Consider the following 12263-nt stretch of genomic DNA (forward strand, 5'->3'; position numbering starts at 1 on the left):
ACTAACTTGGCAAGTTCAGCACACGGCTACCAACCACCAGTTTGCGATTAAACTGTTTTGGGTTCCATGAATAGTGAACAGAGGATGGAATTTGGGTACTCGCACCTGAAAGACTTTGTTGCGATAGACTATCCATTTCAAAATCAACGCCTTTCATTTTAAGAATTTCACGCACAAGAGCATCGGTACCACCTGGATTGGTGGGCATAGGCTTACCAGTGAGGCTATTGATTCTTGCTTTGGTATACAAACCATAGCCAAGCTTCATTAGCTCCCCTTGCTGTACAAGCTGCCTCAGTGCCCGCCCTATTTGGTCGTAACTTGCAAATCCGTCAAAGTCTTTGCGTTCAAATACATAACGTCTTGAACGCTTTATCTTTTGACAAATGCGGTCTACTGCTGTCATTTGAACCTCCTTACGTACAATAAAAGCAGTATAACTGACCATGCACATTCAAGGAATAGATACGGCATAGCGCCATGAAAAAAAACGGCATAATTAGATGCAGAATTGAACCTAAATATCTGTTTTTAATTTAATTTTAATGTAGTTTACTTTAACTCACCTTTAAGAATTTAAAAGAATGACCTAGTTCACGAGTCGGTACTCTCAGAGATACTGAATGCAGCTTCGATTTAAAGCCGAATACGAATTCGCCAGACTAAGCTACCCTCTCCCTAGCCTCGCTCCTCAAACTCGCTTACTATGCCAAGTACCCAATAGCTTTGTGAGTCATTCATGAGCAGCAAAAACAATAAAAACCTCGGTATTCTTCTTAAACTCAGTACCTTTATTTCACCTTATAGATGGCGGGTTGCTGCCGCTTTGGTGGCGCTTGTGGCCACGGCGAGCCTTACCCTTTCTGTTGGGTATGGGGTGCGTATGCTTATCGACCACGGGTTTGCCCAACAATCGTTGCAAGAGCTCACCAATGCGATTCAATTTATTGTTGGCGTGACGCTGTGCATTGCGATTGGCACCTTCTTTCGCTTTTATTTGGTTTCATCGGTTGGGGAGCGTGTCAGCGCCGACATTCGCCTTGCGGTGTTTAACCATGTGATAACCTTGCACCCGAGCTATTTCGAGACCAACAGCAGCGGCGATATTATGTCGCGCCTCACTACAGACACCACCTTGCTGCAAAGCATCATTGGCTCGTCGTTTTCCATGGCGATGCGTAGCGCGCTGATGTGCGTCGGGGCGATCATCATGTTGTTTGCCACCAACTTTAAGCTCACGCTGATTGTGCTCGCTTCCGTGCCATTTGTGTTGGTTCCTATTTTGGTTTATGGCCGACGCGTGCGTGCCCTCTCTCGCCAAAGCCAAGATTCAATGGCCGATGTGGGCAGCTACGCCGGAGAAGCGATAGAACACATTAAAACCGTGCAAAGTTTTAGTTCCGAGCAACATGAAAAAGCCGCCTTCGCGGTTGAAGTTGAGAAGGCGTACGAAATCGGCAGACAGCGTGTAAAACAGCGGGCGATTTTAATCTCTGGCGTGATTGTGATTGTCTTTAGCGCCATTGCAGGCATGCTTTGGGTTGGTGGTAGTGATGTGATCCACGGAAAGATGTCGGCAGGCGATCTCGGCGCTTTTGTCTTTTATGCCATTATGGTCGCCTCTTCCACCGCCACCATTTCTGAAGTGCTAGGCGAGCTGCAAAGAGCGGCGGGCGCAACCGAAAGGCTGATTGAAATTCTGCAAGTGGAAAGCGACATTAAAGCGCCTAGCCATCATCAATCCATCCCCACAGACATCCCTGCCGAAGTAAGCTTTGATTCGGTGGATTTCAACTACCCTTCTCGCCCCAATCAGCCTGCGATCAAAGGCTTAAATCTCACCGCGGAACAAGGCAAAGTATTGGCCTTAGTCGGCCCATCGGGCGCGGGAAAAACCACGTTGTTTGAACTACTGCAACGCTTTTACGACCCGCAACAAGGGCAAGTGCTGTTGGGTGGTATCGATATTCGCCAGTTTGATCCTAACGAGCTGCGCCAACAAATGGCGCTCGTGCCGCAGCAACCTGCGTTATTTAGTCACGATGTGTTCCATAACATTCGCTACGGCAACCCAGACGCGACTGACGAGCAAGTGATTGAAGCGGCGAAAAAAGCGCACGCACACGAGTTTATCGAAAAGCTGCCAGAAGGTTATCGCAGCTTTTTGGGTGAGCGCGGAGTTAGGCTCTCTGGCGGGCAAAAACAGCGCATTGCCATTGCTCGCGCGATTTTGAAAGATCCCAAAATTCTTTTGTTGGATGAAGCCACCAGCGCACTGGACAGCGAGAGTGAACACCACGTTCAGCAAGCACTTGAAGCGTTAATGAAAGGCCGCACAACGTTGATCATCGCGCATCGCCTTTCCACCATTCAACACGCCGATAAAATCGCCGTGCTGGACAATGGCGAGTTGGTCGATATCGGTAATCATCACGCCTTGATGCAAAGCTGTGAGCTATACCAGCGCTTGGTCGCATTGCAGTTTAAGCATCTGAATTAAAATCGTATTAAAACACATTGTTTAGCCCGCGGTAGCTCGTGGGCTTTTTGTTTTATTGGCAAGGCATAATGGCTTGGCTAAGACGACGATAGAGCGCGAATGCGTCACTTTTTGAAGTCAGATTCCCCAGCGCGAATTGATAGGCCAATTCTAGATCGTCACTTTGATTTGGATAATATTCTTTCGCCACTCGTATGCACTGCGATAAGTCGGTGTACCAGCTTCCGTCGTTCTCCGCCACGAAGTAATACGCGGCACGCACCAATTTCTTACCGAGCACTTTTGCGATGTTTGCTTCGCTCATATCCGCAAAACTTGGGGCCATTTGTTGTAAAAAACTCGGTAAGTCGCCATTCAGCGCGAGTGCAATCTCGAGGCTGGGTTTGTAGGGTGGAAACTGAACCGACAAATCGTTCCCCCAAATGCAGCAACAGCAATGCTTTAACCAAAATTGCCAGTGATACTTTTCTTGTGGCGTGAGGATGTTATTTAGGTATCCAGGATCGATATCGAGTTTACTCACTTGCGGATACGCTTTGGCAATGGCCGCCGAAATCGTTTGGAAGATCGCGCGTTGGGTTTGGCTGATGGGCGTTTTTAGCACGATGGATATATCGAGATCGGAGTGTCCCGCTACGGCATTCCCCCTCGCGACACTGCCATAAAGATAGATGCCATCAATGTGATCAGGAAGCTGAGACAACAATTCTGCCACCACCGCATCGGCAACCGTTTTGAATTCAGGCTGGATGTGTGTTGGCGAATAGGCATTGAGAATAAAGCCCCGTTTATCGAGCCCTCTGTCTTGCTCCTGCATGTGATTTCCCTTGTTGCGTTGTGAGAGGTATTAACTGTAAATCTGAAGCGATATCGCTGATCCTAATTATGCTGCACTTTTGTTGCCCATGACCACCGAACGGAAGCAGCGAAATGTAATCCACAAATGATCGAACCCGTCTTAAACGTTGCCACATTGCTTTGCATTGATGATTCCTCGGTATCATTAACATTTCGCTCCTAACTTCGCTCGTCATCCTCGCGAATGCGGGGAACCATCGTACAACAAGTGCCATAGGTCTGTATTACCGCTGCGTTGACATCTTGCTGTCGATTTGCGCTATCGCGGGAGGTGCACTTGCAAACGCAGCATACGGTAGGCGCAGATGAATGGATTCCCGCGTGCGCGAGAATGACGGCAAGCGATGTGGCTCGATGTTTCAGTGCATTTTCGTTGCTGCTGTCCGTTTCCGATTACTCAAACGGTATCGAGTTCCCTTCTGTTTACCCACCCGTTATCGACATTTCGGTATCGCTCTTTAGGCATTTCTAACGGTAATATCACCGCCGGAAATGGCGCATAAAATAAGGCCCACTTCTTTTGAATCGGCTTCTGTCAGACGCTTGCCTTGGGCATTCCAGATAGAACTTTTGCCACAAGTTTCCCAGCCGCCGGTCTGTGAAATATGGTTGCTCAATAGAACAGGAAAAGCGTGCTCTGAAGCAATATCAGAGAGGATTTTGGCATCCGTCTCATAGCCATTTTTAGAAATCAGCGCACTGACGAGGTAAAGGTCAGCACCCAGTGCTTTGGCTCTTTGTGCGTGTTCTGCATGAGTAAAATCCGCACAAATTGCCAAGGCGATTTGCTGCTCTTTGACGTTAAAAACGTAATCCGACGAGCCAGAAGAGCAAAACTGCGCCTCACCTTCGTGCAAATATTGCTTGTCATAATATTCCACCCTGCCATCTGGAAAGCAGATCACCGCACCGATTGTCGGCTTTGCAGCGTCATCATGGCGTAATGGGCAACCGGCAATCACGATGACGTGATGTTCAACGCTCGCTTGAGACAACGACTGAATGCTTTCCGCCTCAGGCAACAGCGCCAACTCGTTGACTAAATCGAGCTCATAGCCAGTGAGGGAAAGTTCTGGAAACACCACCACATCGGCATCGTGCTCTGCAGAACGTTCAATCATATAAATGTGCTGTGCAAGGTTGCTTGGGAGATCCCCTCTTACCACTGGAATTTGCGCCAAACTTATCGTGATCGCTGCGTTCATGTTTTCTCCCTTTTTCACGCCCAAAACAAGCTTGCCATGGTGCCGACTTTTCATTCACAACACAATTTCAAATCAATGCGTTAATTCACAAATAACAGACTGATTCACGTAAACGAAAAAGCCGAAAAAACAAAAGGCGAACTCAATGGATCGCCTTTTGTTTTATACCCTATTAACACCGAATCATTATTACGCTTCTGGGTTCTCTTTGGCGTTGATTTCCGCATACGTGTGCAGCAGTTCGGTCAGTGTTTTGACCCAAGCAAACACATCGTTGGGGGTGTTTTCGAGCAGTTTTTCCACTTGTGCGCAGTGCGCTTCAAGCGTGATCGCTTCTTCCAAACGAAATGAGATGGCGTAGAAATGCCAAAGCACAAGGCGAGTCATACGCTCACTGTTTTGTTTGGCGTTTTCTGAATCATCAAACGCTTGCTGAATTTCACTCAGTGCGATTGCCGTCATACGCAACATGGCATCAAGGCGCGCCGACAACATGCGGTCTTCACTATCCACTTCTTCTTGATCAAAAGTAAACAGTTCGCTCATCACGTCTTCAGGTACCATTTTACTGATCATGCGCACACTGAACTCTTCCAGTTCATGACGAGGCATGGAGACAAGACAATCGAAGGTGTAATCACGAAGCATAAAATCACTCTACATCAGTTATCACTTTTAGTGTGCGCATTCTAAGTGCTCAAATTTCAATTACCACTGTTTATTACTATTGACCCCAAAAATGGCCAATACTCAGCGATTTTAGTAACGAGTTACTTCAGCGGATCGTTATCCGGCAACGCGGCGTGAATCCAGAGTGCTAGGCGGTGCTTGATGTTTGCGCCATCGAGCTTGCTGTCGGGTAACGGAGCGATTTGCTTGGCATCCACCAAGAATAGGTAGACGGCTTTTACACGCACGGGTTGAGGTGATTGAGGTAAATCGAAGCCCTGCATTTTGGCCATCTTACCGCCTATCTCTAAGGCCTTTTTCACTAACTTTTCTTCGTTATTCAGCTTCGCGGTTTTGGACATGCTTTTCACCTATTCTTTTTCATCCTGCAAGGAGTATATCAGCGCTGAAAACACACGGTTTTATTCGGCGTTAAAATTGAGCGCAGCACGACAGAATAAAGGTTGTTTTTCGATTTATCGCTCGTAGGTTTGTACAAGATAAGAGCAGCAGGTAACAGGGTAAAGCGGCCCAATGTTGCTGAATTCCTCCGATACATTGGGCCACGAAGCACTTACGGGTTATTCATGCATCATCGCGGTGGCAAGCGCAAATCGATTCCACGCGTTGATCATGATGATCTGCATCATTGCTTGAGCTAAGCGCTCTTCTCCAAGTAACTCAAGGCAGATCTGATAGACGCTATCTGATACGCCAGCATCGGCAATTTTTGTCATGTCATCTGTTAGGTGAAGCACTGCTCGCTCTGCCTCATCAAACAGTGGCGACTCTTTCCATGCAGACAATGCAAACAGCTTTTGCTGAGCGATCCCGTTTTTCAGAGCCTCGGTGGTGTGCATCTGAATACAGTAAGCACACCCGTTGATCATTGACGCTCGAATTTTGATGAGCTCTTTAAGCTCAGTAGATAATGCGGTATCCGCAAGGTAGTTTTCTATTCCTAACATTGCCGTTAACGCTTTAGGTTGTACTTGAGCAAGATTGATACGTTTGGCCATTTTCCCATCCTTATTTCAGTGATAAATACCGCCTTAGTGCGATGGGGTTATTGTGCAGAATTCGATATTGCGGTGGAATGAGTATAAAATCTCAATCAGTTATGCATAAAACGCAAAGGTAAACACGTGCTAGAGTTACTCAAAGTGTTTGATCAGGTGGTCGAGTCTGGCAGTTTTTCTCAGGCAGGAAGAGCGCTAAATATGGCCCCCTCGTCGGTGGCAAGAAATATTGATAGCCTCGAAAACAGGATCAAAACGACACTGTTTAAACGCAGCACGCGTCAGTTGATTTTGACTGAGGAAGGGCAATATTTTTATCAGCAATCGAGCAAGATCCTGCGCGACAGCGATAACTTATTGGCGGAAATGAGAGGAAATCATGGTGTGCCTGAAGGAATACTGAGAATCTCGGTATTCGAAAGCTTCGGCAATTTATGCCTCACTCCATTAATTCCAGAGTTCCTCGAGCGCTACCCCAAGATACAAATTGAACTTGAGCTGGATAACAAACTTGTGGATTTAAACAGCGACAATGTCGATATGGCGATCCGTATTGGCACCCCACAAGACAGCCGACTGAAAGCTCGGCACTTGCTAACCAATTACACCGCGTTGGTTGCTTCGCCTGCATATATAAATACGCACTCCCCCATAACACAACCAGAAGATTTACAGCAGCACAATTGTCTATTGATAAGTCACGAACGGCAGCGGAATTATTGGTACTTCCGCCAAAAATCGATCACTAGAAAAGTCATGGTCGCTGGCAATTTGATTTCAAAAGGCGGCTCTCCTCTTTTATGTGCAGCGCTGCAAGGTACTGGCGTACTTATGTTGTCGAAGTGGATGCTCAAACCCTATCTGGAAAGTGGGCAGTTAGTGGAATTGCTGCCTTCCTGGACGGCAACACACGGTGAGTTAGGCAGTGGTGAGATCTTCGCTATCTACAAAAACACACAATACCCCAAACCTCACCTGCGTGTGTTTTTGGACTTTTTGCTTGAGAAGCTTAAACCGATGCAAGAAACATTCAGTTCAAGCTAACCCCTGTGTGAACGATTTTTCGGCTATGGTCGATCTCTTCGTGAATCACGCCGTTTGGTCGCCAATCTTTGGCAAATGATAACGTGTGCTCCGGCCTCCAGCGTCAGATTTAATCAGGCAGCCAAGCTCAACAAGCGCGGCCAAATGCCTTGTGGCGGTGGGCTTACTCACTTTCGCAACCTTGTGGTATTGCGATGTGTTGATCCCCTCAGGGAAATCACCATCGAGCATTCGATTAAGCACTTTGGTTTGTTCACTCAACAACCGCGTTTGGTCGATGTGTCGCCAGTAATTGGTTTTAAATACCGTTTGTTCAATCTCTTTTAACGCAACATCAAAGGTTTCATTCAGTGTGTCTAAAAACCAACGTAGCCACGCGGTGATGTCCAAATCCCCTTTCTGCGTTTGTTCTAAGATCTCGTAATAGCTTTTTCGGTTAGCAAGAATCGCTACCGACATGGCGTAAAAGCGCACGGATTGGTGCTCTGCTTGTGCCAGTGCGAGATCAGTCAGCACTCGAGTAATACGACCATTGCCATCATCCAATGGGTGTAGTGTGACAAACCAAAGGTGAGTGATGGCCGCTCTTAATAGAGGATCGAGTGAGGTATCCTTCTTTGAATCGTTAAACCACTGTATAAACGTGCTCAGTTCAGCGTCTAAGCACGCTCTACCTGGTGCTTCAAAATGGACAACGGGTTTGTCTATCCGTCCAGATACCACTTGCATGGGCGTTTCGCTTCTTAACTGCCCACCAATAACAGGATTGAACAGCGTGTATCCTTGGGGGAATAACAAGGCATGCCAATGCAAGACGCGTTCTAAAGTGAGTGGAACTTCGAGGTTATCGACCGCATCGAGCATGATCTCTGCCAGACCATCGGTCTGTTTCGTTGTCGGGAACGGATTCTCTTCACTGATGCCCAATTTGTTGGCAAGTGAAGAGCGCACAGAAAAGGCGTTGAGTTTTTCCCCTTCTATCGCGCTAGAGTGCACAATGTTGGCGAGCAAGGTATCCAGCATATTTTGGGTTTGATCAAGTGGCTGACAAAGCATTTTCCCTAACAAGATACCTTGATTAAGGCGTGTGGTTCTCACAAGCGGCTCAATCACACTTCTGTCCCACTCAAATTCAGGCCATGACGCCTGTTGCCAGATCCACATAACGGCTCCTTGATTCGAAAACCCAACACATTCGAATCACATTATGATTCGATTAATGTTTTTTTTCAAATCATATGGTGATGAGATTAAGTGTTGCATTCACATCAACCACCCTGCGCTTGTCGGAAAGCGCTTAATCGAAAAGCTGACACCGCCAGCGCGTTACTTGGATCCACTTAGCGAATTGGAAGCTGCCTCTCCGGACAGCGTCGGTTATTTGAAGAAAATGCTGGCTCAGATGCAGGCCAAAAATGAAACACAAAGCTTTGGTATTTGCCGTACTTGCCGACACCACGAAGATCGCCCGGGCAGTACCTTTTATTGTCGCCTAACCGAACTGGAGCTCGATAAGAAGTTCGGCGAGTTGATCTGCTGGGAGCATCAGTATCAATCTTGAATTAGTATGGCGGATACTCATATTCGCTTTTATTTCAATCAGTTAAAATACACCCTCTCACTTTTACCTATCACGAACAGTAATGCTTTGGGTCACCATTAATCACTGCGATTGCTTACTTTTCTTGCGCATCTTTCAAACACATTAGCAACATTCAAAATTGGATCTTAACCTTGCAGATCATTCGGTTGTTCGAGAGTGGGAAAATCCTACACTGATCACAAAATTTACCACTTGGACAATATAATGAGCGACACTATCGCGAACAAAAGCAAAACAAAATCCAAATTGACCAAAACCCTTTTTCTTGCTGCTTGCGCCATTGCCTTTGGCGCGATGTATCTTTCTTGGCAATATTCCGATAGCCATCCAAGCACCGAAGATGCTTACGTTCGAGCGAAGATCCTCTCGGTTGCTCCTCAAGTACAAGGCCAAGTGGTTGCTGTGGAAGCGAAAGATTTCCAAGCCGTGAATAAAGGCGATTTGCTGCTGAAAATTGACGCGCGCCCTTACTTATTGGCCGTCAAACAGGCGAAAGCAGCGTATCAGTTAGCCGTTCAGCAACACGATGTCGCGGACAAACAAGTGACGGAAGCAGTCGCAGGATTAGACGCAGCGCGCTCCAACTTGACGGAAGCTCAGTTGGAATACAAACGTATTGATTCTCTCGTGACGCGTAAATTGGCTTCTGCTCAAGATCTCGATACCGCTAAGAACAAACTGGCTAATGCTCAAGCCAGTCTAGAACAAGCGCGGGCATCGGTCGAAAAAGCAATTGCGAACCGTGGTGAAGAAGGGGCTGAAGCCGCAGTGGTTCAGCAAGCGGCCGCTCAATTGGCTCAAGCCGAGTTAAACCTGAGCTATACCGACATCACCTCGCCTGTGGATGGAATCGCTGGCGAAATCAATACGCATGTGGGCTCTGTGGTGGCTGTGGGTCAAACGCTGTTTCCGGTGATCATCAAAGACAGCTATTGGGTACGCGCCAACTTCAAAGAAACGGACCTTACCCATATTAAACCCGGCATGGAGGCAGAAGTGGTGATCGACATGTATCCAGATCGGGTTTGGAAAGCAACGGTCGAAGAACTTTCTCCAGCCAGCGGGACTTCTTTCTCTTTGATGCCACCTGAAAACGCAACGGGTAACTGGGTCAAAATCAAGCAGCGCTTCCCTGTTCGTTTGGCGCTTGACGTGCCAAAAGACGCCCCTCAATTACGCGTGGGAGCCAGTACAGAAGTAACGGTTGATTTGCAAAGTCACCCACTTTGAGTGCTGAGCGATGAATAATCAAATAACGGCAGACAAACGGGGAATTGCCACCGTCGCCGTGATGCTATCTGCCATCATGGTGCTGATTGACATGACAGTGGCCAACGTCTCCCTTTCACATATGATGGGTGCGCTGGGCGCAACCGCAGACCAAATCACTTGGGTGCTGACAGGCTACAGTATGGCGGAGGCGATCTTCATCCCGATGACCAGTTTCTGGGTCTCTCGATTTGGTGAGCGCAAAGTGATGCTGGTGGCGGTGATTGGCTTTGTGATTGCGAGTGCCCTATGTGGCCAAGCCACCTCACTCGAAGAAATGGTGCTCTTTCGCATCATTCAAGGTGCGTTTGGTGCATCGGTCATCCCACTCGCACAATCGATGCTGGTGCAGATCTACCCTTCGGAGCAAAAAGGCAAAGCGATGGCGATTTTCTCCATCGGTATTTTGTTGGGGCCGATTCTCGGTCCAGTCGTGGGCGGAATCATTACCGATAACATCAACTGGCGTTGGATTTTCTACGTCAACCTACCCTTTGGGCTGGTATGTGCGACGCTGATTTATCGCTACATTCATATCAGCAACAAAACAAAGCCGAATTTCGATTGGTGGATCATCGGCTATATGGCGCTCGGCGTTGGCGCGCTTCAATTTGTGCTGGATAAAGGCAACGACGAAGATTGGTTTAACTCACGCATGATTCAAACCGCGGCGTTACTTGCCGTTATTGGCTTGATTATGTGGGTCTATCGCAGTTGGAAAACCAAAAGCCCGATAGCGCCACTGTGGTTGCTGAAAGACAAAAACCTCATGGTCTCCTCGTTGATGATTGCGGTTGTCTCGATGGCGATGTTCGGCTTGACCACACAGCAACCCATGCTGTTGGAGAGTCTGTTGCACTATCCCGTTTCGACTACGGGCATGTTGATGGCTCCGCGAGGGTTGGCGTCAGCAGCCATGTTAATCCTAGTGATCAAACTCAATCCACAGTTTGACCCTAGATTGAAGATCATCTTCGGCTTAACTTGCATCGGTATTGGTAGCTACTTGATGACCTTGTACTCGTTGGAAATCGATACTTTCTGGATCGTGATGCCCAGCATGATTCAAGGCATGGGTTTGGGATTAACCTTCTCTACCCTATCCACATTGGCGTATCTGACACTACCCAAAGAGCAATCGGTCGCGGGCGCCAGTATCTATAATTTGTTTCGCACCATTGGCAGCTCGTTTGGTATTTCCATCGCGACCACCTTTCAATATCGCGACAGTCAACAGCAATGGCATGCGTTGGGCGAAGGCATCAATCCTTATAATCCGGTACTGCATGATTGGGCGTCGCAGCAAGGGCTCTCTATCACTGATCCTGCCGCGCTTGAGCAGTATCAGACCATGCTGCATCAACAGTCACAAATGGTGGCGTTCATTCATACCTTCCAGCTCGTGGGGGTCATGTTCGTTATCATGATGCCAATGCTGATATTGATACGTTCGAAATAATCCTTAAATAGAGCGTATAAAAAAACGAACCGCCGGGTTCGTTTTTTTTATCGCTTGCTGTCAATGCGTCACAGGATTGTCGGCACATCCGCCAATCATGACCTCAAAGATGCAAGAAAGCTTATTGATTTTGTTTAAAAAAGCGCTCTGCAGAAGCAAACAATGCATTACAGTGTTTTTCTTGCTGGCTATATTCTTCACTTCCCTTAGACATGGATTCTAATAGCGCTTTAGCTTCATGATAGTCTTTAACCATTTGTTCAAACTTGGTTTCATAACCGCTTTTTTTATTATGATGTTTTACGCGTTTTTTACTCATTTATTTTTCCTTCATCGAACATCATAATAACTCATAATTTAAATATATTTTCATCTACAGACTGTTTATAAACTCAACTCTAACTAGCGCCCTACCGTATAAAAACGAGAGAACACAAAATCGTGAGTCGCAAAACGCCCAGATGAAAATACATGATAACAATCAGCAATATACCGATCGTTTAATATCAATAAACCATCAATTATTATGATATAAAAACTGAGGCTATTTAATGGAAGATAAAGAAGAAGTAACTACAGATGTAATATAACGAAAGGAATCGAAAGAAAACTAAGAATAGACTTGAACTATATATTT

At 46.9% G+C, this 12263-nt stretch carries 14 protein-coding genes; 6 read left to right on the forward strand and 8 right to left on the reverse strand.

The annotated features are described in order from the left end of the window. Position 1 precedes the first annotated feature (1 nt). Positions 2 to 406, reverse strand: coding sequence for a DUF6088 family protein (locus AOT11_RS21880; protein ID WP_017422919.1), 405 nt, complete (start codon positions 404 to 406; stop codon positions 2 to 4). 333 nt (positions 407 to 739) lie between these two features. On the opposite strand from AOT11_RS21880, the gene AOT11_RS21885 reads away from it, so the two are divergent. Continuing rightward, a complete protein-coding gene (locus AOT11_RS21885; protein WP_017422920.1) occupies positions 740 to 2500 on the forward strand; it encodes an ABC transporter ATP-binding protein/permease in 1761 nt (586 codons plus the stop codon). A gap of 52 nt (positions 2501 to 2552) precedes the next feature. Here AOT11_RS21885 and AOT11_RS21890 read toward each other — a convergent pair whose 3' ends face one another. Beyond that, entirely contained in the window at positions 2553 to 3317 is a 765-nt protein-coding gene (locus AOT11_RS21890; protein ID WP_017422921.1) for a nucleotidyltransferase domain-containing protein, read from the reverse strand. A gap of 318 nt (positions 3318 to 3635) precedes the next feature. Between AOT11_RS21890 and AOT11_RS23510 the strand changes: the two genes are divergently transcribed. Next, complete coding sequence (locus AOT11_RS23510; protein ID WP_127891366.1) at positions 3636 to 3830, forward strand: hypothetical protein; 195 nt, start codon at positions 3636 to 3638, stop codon at positions 3828 to 3830. Here AOT11_RS23510 and AOT11_RS21895 read toward each other — a convergent pair. The 4 genes from AOT11_RS21895 to AOT11_RS21910 all read right to left on the reverse strand — a co-directional run bounded on the left by AOT11_RS21895 (position 3817) and on the right by AOT11_RS21910 (position 6251). Next, on the reverse strand, positions 3817 to 4563 hold the full coding sequence (locus AOT11_RS21895) for a carbon-nitrogen hydrolase family protein (protein ID WP_026050861.1): 747 nt from the start codon (positions 4561 to 4563) through the stop codon (positions 3817 to 3819). The genes AOT11_RS23510 and AOT11_RS21895 overlap by 14 nt on opposite strands. Before the next feature lie 189 nt (positions 4564 to 4752). Continuing rightward, the gene (locus tag AOT11_RS21900) at positions 4753 to 5211 is read right to left on the reverse strand and encodes a hypothetical protein (RefSeq protein WP_011081157.1); all 459 of its coding nucleotides are present in this window, start codon (positions 5209 to 5211) and stop codon (positions 4753 to 4755) included. Between the two features lie 122 nt (positions 5212 to 5333). Further along, positions 5334 to 5594: a DUF5062 family protein gene (locus AOT11_RS21905; protein ID WP_011081156.1), complete on the reverse strand. Its 261-nt coding sequence runs from the start codon at positions 5592 to 5594 to the stop codon at positions 5334 to 5336. Positions 5595 to 5813: 219 nt separating this feature from the next. Beyond that, positions 5814 to 6251 carry a carboxymuconolactone decarboxylase family protein gene (locus AOT11_RS21910; RefSeq protein ID WP_017422923.1) on the reverse strand — a complete coding sequence of 146 codons (438 nt, stop codon included), beginning with the start codon at positions 6249 to 6251 and terminating at the stop codon, positions 5814 to 5816. Positions 6252 to 6377: 126 nt separating this feature from the next. Here AOT11_RS21910 and AOT11_RS21915 point away from each other — a divergent pair, with 126 nt between their 5' ends. Then, complete coding sequence (locus AOT11_RS21915) at positions 6378 to 7295, forward strand: LysR family transcriptional regulator (protein ID WP_017422924.1); 918 nt, start codon at positions 6378 to 6380, stop codon at positions 7293 to 7295. A gap of 45 nt (positions 7296 to 7340) precedes the next feature. On the opposite strand, the gene AOT11_RS21920 is transcribed toward AOT11_RS21915, so the two are convergent. Beyond that, positions 7341 to 8459 (reverse strand): Fic family protein, encoded by a 1119-nt coding sequence (locus tag AOT11_RS21920; RefSeq protein WP_017422925.1) that lies wholly within the window; start codon positions 8457 to 8459, stop codon positions 7341 to 7343. A 55-nt stretch (positions 8460 to 8514) separates the two neighbouring features. Here AOT11_RS21920 and AOT11_RS21925 point away from each other — a divergent pair, with 55 nt between their 5' ends. The 3 genes from AOT11_RS21925 to AOT11_RS21935 all read left to right on the forward strand — a co-directional run bounded on the left by AOT11_RS21925 (position 8515) and on the right by AOT11_RS21935 (position 11626). Next, complete coding sequence (locus AOT11_RS21925; RefSeq protein WP_017422926.1) at positions 8515 to 8856, forward strand: hypothetical protein; 342 nt, start codon at positions 8515 to 8517, stop codon at positions 8854 to 8856. Positions 8857 to 9102: 246 nt separating this feature from the next. Continuing rightward, entirely contained in the window at positions 9103 to 10128 is a 1026-nt protein-coding gene (locus tag AOT11_RS21930) for an HlyD family secretion protein (RefSeq protein WP_026050862.1), read from the forward strand. A gap of 10 nt (positions 10129 to 10138) precedes the next feature. Next, positions 10139 to 11626 carry an MDR family MFS transporter gene (locus AOT11_RS21935; protein WP_017422928.1) on the forward strand — a complete coding sequence of 496 codons (1488 nt, stop codon included), beginning with the start codon at positions 10139 to 10141 and terminating at the stop codon, positions 11624 to 11626. Positions 11627 to 11747: 121 nt separating this feature from the next. On the opposite strand, the gene AOT11_RS21940 is transcribed toward AOT11_RS21935, so the two are convergent. After that, positions 11748 to 11945 carry a hypothetical protein gene (locus AOT11_RS21940; RefSeq protein ID WP_011152019.1) on the reverse strand — a complete coding sequence of 66 codons (198 nt, stop codon included), beginning with the start codon at positions 11943 to 11945 and terminating at the stop codon, positions 11748 to 11750. Positions 11946 to 12263: the final 318 nt, after the last annotated feature.

Source organism: Vibrio vulnificus NBRC 15645 = ATCC 27562 (assembly GCF_002224265.1).
GTDB classification, from domain to species: domain Bacteria; phylum Pseudomonadota; class Gammaproteobacteria; order Enterobacterales; family Vibrionaceae; genus Vibrio; species Vibrio vulnificus.

Excerpts from the sequence above, each read along its gene's own strand:
- AOT11_RS21880 (WP_017422919.1), bottom strand. The coding sequence starts at position 406 with ATGACAGCAGTAGACCGCATTTGTCAAAAGATAAAGCGTTCAAGACGT.
- AOT11_RS21885 (WP_017422920.1), top strand. The coding sequence starts at position 740 with ATGAGCAGCAAAAACAATAAAAACCTCGGTATTCTTCTTAAACTCAGT.
- AOT11_RS21890 (WP_017422921.1), bottom strand. The coding sequence starts at position 3,317 with ATGCAGGAGCAAGACAGAGGGCTCGATAAACGGGGCTTTATTCTCAAT.
- AOT11_RS21895 (WP_026050861.1), bottom strand. The coding sequence starts at position 4,563 with ATGAACGCAGCGATCACGATAAGTTTGGCGCAAATTCCAGTGGTAAGA.
- AOT11_RS21900 (WP_011081157.1), bottom strand. The coding sequence starts at position 5,211 with ATGCTTCGTGATTACACCTTCGATTGTCTTGTCTCCATGCCTCGTCAT.
- AOT11_RS21905 (WP_011081156.1), bottom strand. The coding sequence starts at position 5,594 with ATGTCCAAAACCGCGAAGCTGAATAACGAAGAAAAGTTAGTGAAAAAG.
- AOT11_RS21910 (WP_017422923.1), bottom strand. The coding sequence starts at position 6,251 with ATGGCCAAACGTATCAATCTTGCTCAAGTACAACCTAAAGCGTTAACG.
- AOT11_RS21920 (WP_017422925.1), bottom strand. The coding sequence starts at position 8,459 with ATGTGGATCTGGCAACAGGCGTCATGGCCTGAATTTGAGTGGGACAGA.
- AOT11_RS21925 (WP_017422926.1), top strand. The coding sequence starts at position 8,515 with ATGTTTTTTTTCAAATCATATGGTGATGAGATTAAGTGTTGCATTCAC.
- AOT11_RS21930 (WP_026050862.1), top strand. The coding sequence starts at position 9,103 with ATGAGCGACACTATCGCGAACAAAAGCAAAACAAAATCCAAATTGACC.
- AOT11_RS21935 (WP_017422928.1), top strand. The coding sequence starts at position 10,139 with ATGAATAATCAAATAACGGCAGACAAACGGGGAATTGCCACCGTCGCC.
- AOT11_RS21940 (WP_011152019.1), bottom strand. The coding sequence starts at position 11,945 with ATGAGTAAAAAACGCGTAAAACATCATAATAAAAAAAGCGGTTATGAA.